Annotated in this window: 10 protein-coding genes; 4 read left to right on the top strand and 6 right to left on the bottom strand. The window is 47.8% G+C overall.

What is annotated here, in order from left to right:
- Positions 1 to 190 precede the first annotated feature (190 nt).
- From OM95_RS14390 to OM95_RS14400, 3 genes are read left to right on the top strand one after another with little or no spacing between them, the layout of a single operon-like run.
- The gene (locus tag OM95_RS14390; protein WP_291516502.1) at positions 191 to 964 is read left to right on the top strand and encodes a hypothetical protein; all 774 of its coding nucleotides are present in this window, start codon (positions 191 to 193) and stop codon (positions 962 to 964) included.
- Positions 958 to 2418, top strand: a complete 1461-nt coding sequence (locus tag OM95_RS14395; protein ID WP_041875232.1) for a TolC family protein — start codon at positions 958 to 960, stop codon at positions 2416 to 2418. Before OM95_RS14390 ends, OM95_RS14395 begins: the two co-directional genes overlap by 7 nt.
- A 15-nt stretch (positions 2419 to 2433) precedes the next feature.
- Entirely contained in the window at positions 2434 to 3324 is an 891-nt protein-coding gene (locus OM95_RS14400) for a hypothetical protein (protein ID WP_041875235.1), read from the top strand.
- A gap of 29 nt (positions 3325 to 3353) precedes the next feature.
- Here OM95_RS14400 and OM95_RS14405 read toward each other — a convergent pair whose 3' ends face one another.
- From OM95_RS14405 to OM95_RS14430, 6 genes are all read right to left on the bottom strand, one after another.
- Positions 3354 to 5168: an ABC-F family ATP-binding cassette domain-containing protein gene (locus OM95_RS14405; RefSeq protein WP_041875236.1), complete on the bottom strand. Its 1815-nt coding sequence runs from the start codon at positions 5166 to 5168 to the stop codon at positions 3354 to 3356.
- Between the two features lie 15 nt (positions 5169 to 5183).
- Positions 5184 to 6047: a serine protease gene (locus tag OM95_RS14410; RefSeq protein WP_041875237.1), complete on the bottom strand. Its 864-nt coding sequence runs from the start codon at positions 6045 to 6047 to the stop codon at positions 5184 to 5186.
- A complete protein-coding gene (locus OM95_RS14415; RefSeq protein ID WP_041875239.1) occupies positions 6047 to 7690 on the bottom strand; it encodes a hypothetical protein in 1644 nt (547 codons plus the stop codon). The genes OM95_RS14410 and OM95_RS14415 overlap by 1 nt, the downstream gene beginning before the upstream one ends.
- A 136-nt stretch (positions 7691 to 7826) precedes the next feature.
- Positions 7827 to 8486, bottom strand: a complete 660-nt coding sequence (gene aat / locus OM95_RS14420) for a leucyl/phenylalanyl-tRNA--protein transferase (RefSeq protein ID WP_041875242.1) — start codon at positions 8484 to 8486, stop codon at positions 7827 to 7829.
- The gene (locus OM95_RS14425; protein WP_041875244.1) at positions 8486 to 9556 is read right to left on the bottom strand and encodes a PQQ-dependent sugar dehydrogenase; all 1071 of its coding nucleotides are present in this window, start codon (positions 9554 to 9556) and stop codon (positions 8486 to 8488) included. Before OM95_RS14425 ends, aat begins: the two co-directional genes overlap by 1 nt.
- Entirely contained in the window at positions 9556 to 11001 is a 1446-nt protein-coding gene (locus OM95_RS14430; RefSeq protein ID WP_041875247.1) for a RecQ family ATP-dependent DNA helicase, read from the bottom strand. Before OM95_RS14430 ends, OM95_RS14425 begins: the two co-directional genes overlap by 1 nt.
- Positions 11002 to 11225: 224 nt before the next feature.
- Here OM95_RS14430 and OM95_RS14435 point away from each other — a divergent pair.
- A partial coding sequence (locus tag OM95_RS14435; RefSeq protein WP_041875249.1) for a GTP-binding protein occupies positions 11226 to 11336 on the top strand: 111 nt, incomplete at its 3' end.

Consider the following 11336-nt stretch of genomic DNA (forward strand, 5'->3'; position numbering starts at 1 on the left):
AAAAGGAATCTAGGGAATTAATGTAAAATAGTCATTACGAAATTCACGACAGGACGCCCTGCAAAGCCTTGAAATCAAATAAAAATTTGGCCCCCTTAGGAGGCTAATGGAAGTGTTGACAGCGCGGGGGACGGCGGCTATTCCTGACGCCGCATTTAAACTAAGTTCAGTAGTATCAAGGGGTGGGATCATGAAACTATCGCTTCTTTTGGCTCTTACACTTTCAGCAGGTGTGTGCGCGGCTCAAAGCACATCAAAAATCAAAGCCCCCCTTGCTCCGGAACCCACTTTGCGCGAAAAGGCCATTCAAGAAGCACAATCTGAAAGTAAAAACCAGGTTTCAGCCAGCGACGCGCAAGTTTCTGGAATGCTGACACTTAAAGATCCGCGCCCAGAAGTGGTGACACGCCCCTGGTCTTATTTCGCCGCTTTTACTGGCCAGACTTTTCAGGCCGAGGGCAACGTCACAAAAGAGGGCGCCGGCACCTTCAACCTTGCCAATAACAGCCAAACCTTCATGCCTGGTATCGAGTTGGGAGTCCTCAGTCACCCGCTGCAAACAAAGGCTCTTCTTTGGAAGTTCGGTCTGCGCGCCAAAGCGGGTTTCAGCTCACAGGAAACCGACGTTCAACTGCAGTCAGGCTATGACATTGACGACGCTCGTTTGAACACGATGATTTTCAGCGGCGGTCCCCTGTTGACCCTCTCCTGGGAGCAGTTGCAATGGTTGTCTTTGACGGTGTCGCCGCAATTTGGCAGCGTGAACTACACACAATCCAGCTCTAACGACTTTGCGGCCTTTTCAAAACAGGCGGGCTTTGAGTCTTGGGGTTACGGATTGGACTTCGCATTTTCAAAAAAATGGTCGGTATTTACAGAATGGTCTCAAAAGAATCTTAAAGGCAGCAACGAAATCGCACTTCAACGCGACAACTTCGAGTTAGGAACAAAAGTCACATGGTAAAAACATTTCTTGCTCTTCTTAGTACGACAGCTATGCAAGGAGCTTACGCCCAAGCTCCCAAGGAAATCACTTTATCGCAAAAAAACGTGGCCGAACTGGTTTTAAAGCAAGGCTCTAAAACCAAAGAGGTGAATCTTCGCTATCAAACATTGCGTTTGACCCCGGTTCAGGCCTTGTCTGCATATGACTGGAATTTGACTGTTGAAACCGGCTTTGAGTACGACAAATCCGTGGGCCTGTTACAGTCATCCACGGCCGCGAATACTAAGTATGAGCGCTACAAAACCACCGCCAGTCTGCAAAAGAATTTCACCTCCGGAACACTTCTGGGTGTGGAACTTAGCCGTCTTTCGCAAAAAGCCGATACGGATGGTTTTGCTACCAATCCTCCTCCCGCGCAGCAGACTCTGGACAGTGCGGGGCTCATTCTTGAGCAGGCGCTTTTAGGCAATTTCTTCGGGGTTGCGGACCGTGGCAATGTGAATGCCGCCGAATTGACTTATGAATCGCAAACTGTCGCGCGAGCGAATGAATTGGAAGATGTCGTCTTGGATGCTATCCGCCAATTTTGGAACGCCTATGTTGCGCAAGAAAGCTTCAAGGAAGCTGTGAATTCCCGCGACCGCTATAAAAAGCTGGTTGATGCGGTAAAAAGAAAAACCTCTTTGGGTTATTCAAATCCCGGGGACTTGCCCCAGGTGCAGGCCGAGTTTGAAACCCGCGAACAAAGAGTCAAAACCACATCGCGCGACTACTTAAGCTCCGTTGAAAATCTTTTGACGCTTTTAAATCTAGAGCCGGGAACGGACATCAAGTTTGAAATTCCAAATGAGATCCCTCCGGTTCCCAAGCTTATCGAAAAAAAGATTGAAGAACTGCGCATGATCCGCGCGCAAAAGCTGAAAGTGGAAGCGGCCAAAGAATCTTTGGCGGCAGCGGAATCTCTTTCCTATCCAGAGTTGGATTTTGTCGGTCGCGTTTACACCACTGGTGTCGACGAAGATGCCGGCAACTCTTACTCGGAAGTGGTTTCAGGAACTCAGCCGAAATACTATATGGGACTTCGTTTCCGTTATTACTTCGGATCTGATTTGCAAAACGAAACGGTCATCAATCGCAAAATGACCAAAGATCTGGAAGAAACCCGTCTGCACCGTGCGCTTTTGGAAGCGAAGGATCTTGAGTTTCAATCGGAACGCAAAGTGCATGCGGCTTATGCGATTGCAACAAGCTCGAAGAAGCAGCGTGAATTCCGCGAGCGTGCCTCTCAAGAGCTGAACCGCTCTTACAATCAGGGCCGCACGGATATTCAAATTTTAATTACAGCGATGAATAATTATTTCGATTCTGAAGTCCAGTACTACCGTTCCTTGGGTGATTACGCGATTGCCCTGAACGAATGGGCCGCGACCAGAGACGAACTCATTCCTGACGAACCAGCGACGGGAAAGTAAAACTTGGGGGGAACTATGTTGAAAAAACTAATCCTGGCAACAGCGCTTTTAGGAGTCGTGGGTTGTGCTTTTAATAAAGACAATCCAAATAACAACGCGACGGAAGTTGCTGACAGACAAAACCAATTGAGCACGTACAACCGTGTCGTTGGATTTTACACTGGCAAGCTGACTACCACGGTGACCCAACAAGATGTTGAACTCAGACTTTTCACTTTGGAAAACGAGTCCGGCACAAATGCCAATGGTGAAGAACGCTACCGCATTGTTTTACGCGGTAAATTTCAGTTCAATAGCAACAAGTTGCAATTGTTCAATATGAAGGCTCGTTACATTCCCGAGACTTCCGAACTGATCTTAAGAAACGAAGCCGCGTCCCCCGGCATCGATGATGTTCATACGATTAACGCTAAGGTTGTCGGACAAAAGATCGTCGGAGAAGTAAAATCCATTTCAGGCGTGATCGGCGTTTTGGATTTAACTCTTTCTTCCAATCAGTCATCCGCCCCCGGCAACACAGAGGAAAACGAGTTCTACGAAAGACTTCGTCGTCAATATGAGTCTTTCGCGGGCGTCTATTCGGGCACCAACGTTAAAGACGGCAAAGCCGCTTTCCAATTCCAGATTCGTTTGCAAGTTGTGAAAGAAGGCCTTGTTCCTAAAATCATTGGTGAACTGACTCGTGCCGATGATCCTAAAAATACGGCGACTTTGACTTTGACAGGTTTGTTCCGTGGCGAGACGACTCCTCCAGGCCTGGTCCTGACGGGAACTCCTCGTCTTTTCCCGTCCTCACCTTACAAAGCGACCATAGACGGCGTTCTTGACGGTGACACTTTTAAAGGAACCTGGGTTTCCAATGTGAATGGGCTTGAAGGCGAATTTATTCTAAATAAAATCAAATAAGAAAAAAGGGAGCTGCAAGCTCCCTTTTTTTATGTTCCTGAACTTTTCTTTTCCAGTTCCGCCCAGCGTGCGTAAAGTCTTTCCAACTCGACCTGGATCTTGGAAATCTCTGCGTAGAGTTCCTGAACTTTCGAAGCCTGACTAACGACTTCGGGCTTGCCTGCCTCGGCCTGCAACTGCCCGAGTTTTTCTTCCAAACCCAGGATTGTGCTTTCCATGTTTTCCAGCTCGAACTTTTCTTTGAAAGACAATTTTCCCGGTTTACTGGAAGCTTTAACTTCTGTTTCGGCTTTGGCCTTCTTTTGTTCTAAAGCTTCCAATTCTTTTTGTTCTTCATACCACTCTTCCCACTGCAAGTAGCCCGCGAAATTTTCCAGACTTGTTGTCCCGTCAGATTTTTTGTGGAAAGCCAAGATTGTGGACGCGACCTGATCCATAAAGTAACGATCATGTGTCACCAAAATGACAGCGCCGTTAAATTCCTTCAAAGAATCTTCTAGCACCGTCAAGGTACCGACATCTAAATCGTTAGTCGGCTCATCCAGAATAAGAACCTGCGCTTCATTCAACATCAGTTGCGCCAAACGCAGACGGCTTTGTTCACCGCCCGAAAGTTTTTCGACCGGTAGATCCATTTGCTGGCGATTGAACAAGAACCTTTCCAGATAACTGCGCGCAAAGACATATTGTCCCTGATAATGAACATAGTCGCCTTCCGGGCAGATATTCTTTAACACAGACTCTTTAGGCTTTAAGGTTTCCCGGTTCTGTTCAAAGTAGGCCACCTTCAACTTATCAGCGCGCGCCACGCGGCCCGTGTCAGGAAGCTCCTCACCCAGAAGAATGCGGATCAACGTGGATTTACCCGAGCCGTTATCCCCCAACAATGCCAGGCGTGTTTTCGGGTTTACAAGATAAGAAAAATCCTTAAAGAGCACTCGGCCATTGTAAGCTTTGGTGACGTGATCCACTTCAATCAACTTTTGCGGATTTCTTTCCGCGTCTTTGAATTCGATCCTGGCTACACGTGCTGCATTTTTCGCCGACAATTCCTGCACGTCATCTTTCAAATCACCGGCTCTTTCAATACGCGCTTTTTGTTTCGTCTGACGAGCCTTGGCGCCCCGACGCAACCACTCGGTCTCGCGACGAAGGGTGTTTTTTAAAACGACCTCGCGCTGCTCTTGTGCCTGTAGAAGCTGGTCTTTTGCCTCAAGATATTCAAGGTAACCGCCCTTGACAGACAAAAGGTAGTTGGGATTTTTAGGATCAAGATCAAAAATTTTATTGGTGGCCCTTTGTAAAAACAATCGATCATGCGTGATAATCAGGGTTGCAAAAGGGGCCCGAGATAAAAATTCTTCAAGCCACAGAATGCTGGTTACATCCAGATGATTCGTTGGTTCATCCAACATCAGAAGCTCAGGGTCCAAGACCAGCTCGCGCGCCAAAGCCACGCGCTTACGCCAACCTCCGGATAGATCCTTGACCAAAAAACTCTCACCAAACTGCGACAACTCTAGGCGCGCCATCCACTCATAGGCCGCCGCCAATGATTCATGATGATCAACACACTTGCTTAAGATCGCATCCAAAATTGTTTCATTTTCACTGAACAAAGGCGTCTGCTCCAAAAATCCCAGACGCAAGCCTTTCTTCGCTGTGACGTCGCCGGCGTCAGCTTCCATTTTTCCGGCCAGGATGCGCAAAAGCGTGGACTTCCCCGCCCCATTGGGACCGACAAGACCGACTCGCTCACCTTCTTCAATGCCAAGGCTGACATTTTTAAAAAGAGTTTTTCCGGCAAAGGCTTTTTCTAATTTATAGGTACTGATCAGAAGCATGGACTTAAAGTACGTCTATTTAGGCAGGTCCGCTAGGACTTTTTCGATAGGAACAATAAATTCGCCTGTACAACCATGATCGTCACAGACTTTCAGATTGTCTTGAGAGGGCTCCGACTCGTCCGCCTCAAAATCTCTTTCGCCAGAGGAAAGAAGCCCGATCAATTCGTGCGTTTGCGCATCAAACACCGGCGAACCCGAGTTGCCTTCGAAAACATCCAAATTCGAAATGATCACGGAAGGACTGCTCCAAAGTTCTCGCACGTTCCCTTCCGCATATTTTTTTAAGCTTCCCAAAGGATAGCCTAGTGAATAAATTTTTTGACCTGCCAGCAAAGTCTTCTTTGAAAACTTGACGGAAGCGGTCGCGACCTTCTGACTTAAGCGGATCAGCGCGTAGTCTAATCCTTCATGCAAGGCATTTTTCGCCGCCACGACTTCTTGGCAATCCACAACGACACGCTTTTGCGATTGGGAGTCTTTTTGGTAGTTGAATACGAACGCTAGGTCCTCACATTTTATGCGCTCCAGGCAATGTCCCGCCGTCAACACCAGATCAGAAGATACCAAAACACCCGAACAGAACGCCAGCGAAGGCTGATCCATCCACGTCAAGCCCAAGGCCCCAAACACGTCTTGAACCGTTTGTAAGTTTTCATTCTTTTGCCAGCGGGCCGCCGAGGCTTTAGTCATTAGAGCCACACTGGAATCCACATTCATATTTCCGGAAACAACGTCTTTGATAGAGTCTGCACCATAAATAACATGCGCTTGATTGTTAGGACTTGAAGTAAAAGAAGATGTGGGTGCGGCATCAAACCCGCACCCTGCCATCTGAATTAAAAAGATTCCCAGAAAGGCTTTCGCCCACTTGTTCATTAATGTCCTCGTGTAAAGTCCAAGTCGCCCTGATGAGCTTCCGGCAAGTGACCTTGTGTCCAACGCTCTTCAATATTTTCTTCGCTGACAAACTCATCCTTAGTTCCAACATTCAACACCTTATAAGTCGCCGTCGCCACTTCTTTGCCGCTGAAATCATAGATGGCCATACGCACATCCGCGGACTCACCTTTCGGGGTGACACGACGAACTTCAGACAATTTCGTCTCTAAACTGTTGGAAACCACCTGACCATTCACCGTCGTCAATTGCGTCAAACCACGACGGGAAGCATCTCTTCCGTCCAAAGAAAACTTCAAACTATCGCGATCCGACGTCATGGAAACCTCAAGATTCCAATGGCGGGCGATCGTCAAAGATTTAGGACGAGGCAACTTGGCGAAATTTCCTTTCTTATATGCTTCAATCTCAGAAGAAGATTTAGAATTCATGAAGCTCATAAGTTCTGCATAAGTCACACATCTGACTTCGGGTTTGCGGCATACCTCATTGGCAAATTCAAAGAAGGTTTCGAAGTAAGCTCCCCCCATCCACTGAGAGAAATGGTGTCCGATATGCAAGGGGGCACGGTTTCCATAGTAGTTACGGTCGAAATAGGCACGATATAAAGCCATCATGTTATTCTTGGCTTTAGTCTTTTGTTTGGACGATACCATGTTCAGACAGTCGCGAGCCTTATTGGCTTTCACTTGCTGTCCATGCGCATCGCGCTTCAAAATATTCATCGTCTCGGGTTCTTCACTTAAAACCCGTGCGGAATCGCGCACACAGAAATTGTAGTCCATCGAAATCCAGCGGCGCGCGCCACCGGGCTCAAGAATTTCCGCTAAAGGAAAATTCCAGGTCCCGAATTCGTTACGCTGAGGCCAATAGTTTTCGAAGTTTGTTTTCGAAGTGTCATATTGAATTCCGAATTTGGGTAAGTTCGGCCACAACCCATCACTGATACCAAGAACGGGAGCTCTGAAGCCTTTGATCTCTTGACGGAATAAAAGACCGCGGCTTTGTTTCGCCGTCGGACGAAGATGATTGAAAGAAAACACATTGTCCAAGATACGATAGAACTGTTCAAATTCAGACTTCCAGTCTGCCTCAGACCAACGCAGGTCCCACTTCCATACAATCTTATTGTTTGCATCGCGGTCGCATTTACGAGTGAACGGATTCATCGCGCACTGAGAATAACCCGCATCAAAATGTCCCACAGCATGCGAGCCAATTTCATGCCCTTCAAGATAAGCATCATTCATGTGATCAATACGGGTAGACACATCCTGGTTGTCATCGCCCCAACCAATGGCGGAACCCCGATTTTTCACCGCCACGGTTTTGCCATTGCGGGTTTCCAAACGCTGACCTGGCGGCTGGTAGTTTCCTTTCGAATCCGGAGTCAAAAAATAAACAGGATTAATAAAATAAGTGAAGCGACTATCGACGCCCTGATTCTTTTGATGTTTGGAAAAGTCGCGTGAATATTGCCACACTTCATTATTGTAGGAACCATCGAATGCCAACAGGACAAATTGGGGAGGTCTTTGCGTACCCTGAGACTGCGCAAAGGCGAACTCCTGACCAAGCATGGATAAAGCCATTAAACTCTTGGTAATCCAACTTTTACGCATCCGGTGACCTCCTTAAATTGCACTTAGAACAATTGTGCAACCGGTGTGCCGCAGGAAAATCACTTTGCGCTAGCTTAAGATGTCGAGAATTTAATCAAGGAACAATTAAGGCCCTACACTGTCTCGGATTGAGACACTAGGGAATACCCAATTCATGGTGACGCTCTTCGAGCATTTTTAAATAAGTCTCGCGATCCACGTACTTACCACCCATGCTGGCCACGACCGGAGTCACCATCTGAACATCAATCCACTGATGCCCTTGTTGCTGCAGAAGCTCCACCAAAGCCCACAAGGCGATCTTAGAAGCGTTGGGCTTTTTATAAAACATGCTTTCACCACTGAACACCCCTTGAACCAGAACGCCATAGATGCCACCGATCATAATGTTGTTTTCGCGAACCTCGACACAAAAACAAAAACCTTCTTTAAAGAAATCCACATAGGCCCGTCTCATCGCTGGGATGATCCAAGTGCCATCCTGGCCCGGGCGCGGCTGCTTTGAACATTCTTCGATCACCTGGTGAAAATCCGTATTGACGGTGATATGGATCTGCGGATTTTTGCGACGAAAACGACGAAGACTTTCGGGAACTTTAAAATCTTTAAATTCTAAAATGCCGCGTTTTTCCGGCGAAAACCACAGCATCGGCAGCCCCGGTTGAGGCCACGGAAAAATTCCCCGCGAATAAGCGGCAAACAAGGTGCCGACATCAAGGCGCCCACCAACGGCGATAATACCTTCCGCCAAAGTATCACGAGGATCAGGAAATTCGACTGATGACCGCCGGTGCATTATTTCCCCTGATAGGTGATCTGATAGATCACCCCCGCTTTATCATCAGACACCAAGAGCGAACCGTCCTTAAGAACTTCCACATCCACGGGACGTCCCCAGGCCGAATCCCCTTGCAACCAACCCTCTACAAAGGTTTCGGTCTTTTGTACATTTGATCCATCCACCTTCACAAAGGTCAGGCGATAACCCTGCGGCGTCGAACGATTCCAAGAGCCGTGCTCGGCCAAGATGATGCTGTTTTGATATTCGGCCGGAAACCTTTTGCCGGTGTAAAAACGCATTCCCAAGGGCGCGACATGGGCACGCAACTCTACCACGGGAGCGGTGTAGTTTGCGCAGTTTTTTCCTTTGCCAAACTCAGGGTCTAAAGTGTCTTTTCCGTGGCAATAAGGAAAACCAAAGTTCTCGCCGACCTTCGTCAGACGATTGACCTCACAGGGCGGACGATCATCGCCCATCCAATCGCGACCATTATCAGTGAACCACAGCTCTTTGGTTGTTGGGTGAAAGTCAAACCCCACCGTATTACGCACTCCCTGGGCCACTTCTTCCTTGCTGGTGCCATTCACGTCGATACGATAAATACGGGCATAATCTTTTTGGGGATCACAGATATTGCAGTTCGCTCCGACAGGGACATACAGTTTACCGTCAGGGCCAAAACGAATAAATTTCCAACCATGATGAGTATCGCTGGGAAATTTCTGAGCTAGAACGCGAAGAGGTTTTAACGGTTTGGTGATCGGCTTTGCGACATCGTATTCCTTGATCTGACTGACTTCGGCTACGTAGAGCTTGCCCTCACGGTAAGCGACGCCATTGGGAGTATCCAGGCCTTCCGCCACCACAGAGACTTTACCATTTTGCACCACATAGACCTTATCGCCAGTGCGCGAGCCCACAAAGATCCGGCCATCCTCTGCCTGCGCCAAAGAACGAGCGCCAGGCACCGTCGCCCATACGGAGATTTTAAAACCTTTCGGCATTTTTAATTTTTCAAGAGGCGGCTTCACCGCAAACGAATTCAGTGAAATCAGCAATACCGCCGCAAAAATAAAAGATCCCATCAACTTCCTCGATTCCGACACACGTCGCATTTTCCACAAGGCTCTGTATGAATATGTCCAAAATAGGCGTAAATAAGATTCATCCGGCACGTCGAATCCTGGGACGCCCATTGCACCATCTTCAAAAGTTTGGTGTTCTGAGCTTTCAAGATTTCGACACCGTTTTCAGTCTGAAACTGCTCATCCGTCGGCGCGCTCACACAGGCATACGGGAAGGGATCATCGGATTTCGTCAAACATCCCCAGCGCTCCAAAATACTGACGGCCGCTTCCGAGCGAAAATCCCGGCGATTGCGAAAGTTCATTTGTTCTCGCAGAAAATCAAAACCGCCCTGATCCACCTGAAGACGTTTTTCTTCGATCAGCTGATAGATCTTCCGAATGAACTCCGGCTCCGGATGGGACCATTTTAAAAATTCCATCTGAATGGTGACATCGTCCTGATCATAGAGCAAATGGCAAGACGATTCTTTGCCATCTCTGCCGGCGCGTCCCACCTCTTGGAAATAAGATTCCAACGCATTGGGTGTTTCCACATGGATAAGAAGGCGCACATTTTCTTTGTCAATCCCCAAGCCAAAAGCCGGCGTGGCAATCATAAGCGGATTTTCTTCGCTGATGAAACGGGTTTGATTGCGTTTCCTATCCTGGGGCGACAGATCGCCATGATAGACCAGATGGGGAATATTCATTCTGTACAAAGCCGCCGAAATTTTTTTCAAAGTCTGAATCAGCGAGCAGTAAATGATACTCGCGCCCGGTGTCTGATGGCGCAAGCCCACGATCGCGCGAATCTTTTCGTCGATTCCATAAATGTCGTGAACATGAAGCCCCAGATTTGTTCTTTCAATCCCCGCCGAAATGAGGGTCGCCTCGGGTATAAAAAGTTTTGCGAGAATATCTTTTTGCACCTCGGGCGTTGCCGTGGCTGTTAAAGCTAGCGTGGGCGGATTTCCCAGAATTTTTCGAAACTCCCCCACCCGTGAATAATCAGGCCGGAAATCATGCCCCCACTGTGAAATACAGTGCGCTTCATCCACCGCCAGAAGTTGAATTTTTCTGCCTTCGATGGCCTTTAAAAATTCGGGTTTGCGAAAACGCTCGGGGGTCACGTAAAGAAGTTTATACTCGCCCTGGGCCAGGCGTTTTTGCCGGGCCTCCCTTTCGTCCTTGCCTAAAGTGGAGCTAAGAAATGTTGCCGGGATGCCGAAAGCCTCGGCCTTGAAAACCTGATCCTGCATCAGGGCAATCAAAGGCGAAATGACCACCACCAATCCATCCCGGATCTTAGCCGGGAACTGAAAGCAGAGACTTTTTCCCATTCCGGTTGGCATTAATGCGAGTAAGTCTTCGTTTGCCCAGACTTTTTGCAGGATATGTTCTTGCTCGCCCCGAAATGAATCAAAGGGGAAGGCGGTTTTCAAAAGGCTTTTTAAATCGGTCATGTTTTGAGGTTATCATAGGGGGCATTTAGGAGAAGGTTTTACCCCCCGCCAAAGGAATTTTGTAGCATTGCGTCAGAAGGGGCCCTAGAATCTTCTTTTGCACTTATTTGTAATTGATGGTACTTCGAATACTTTCATAAAAGTTAACAAAATCAGTGGCTAAAATCGACTCCGAAGCGGAGTTTGGATAAATCACTTAACGACCAAATACGAAGGGTAAAGATATGTCCAAAAAGTGGAATATTGATATGGTCAGAAACATCGGTATCTCGGCTCACATCGACTCGGGAAAAACGACGACTTCTGAGCGTATTCTGTTCTATGGAGGCAGAATC

Origin of the sequence: Bdellovibrio sp. ArHS, assembly GCF_000786105.1 — a bacterium.
Classification (GTDB): domain Bacteria; phylum Bdellovibrionota; class Bdellovibrionia; order Bdellovibrionales; family Bdellovibrionaceae; genus Bdellovibrio.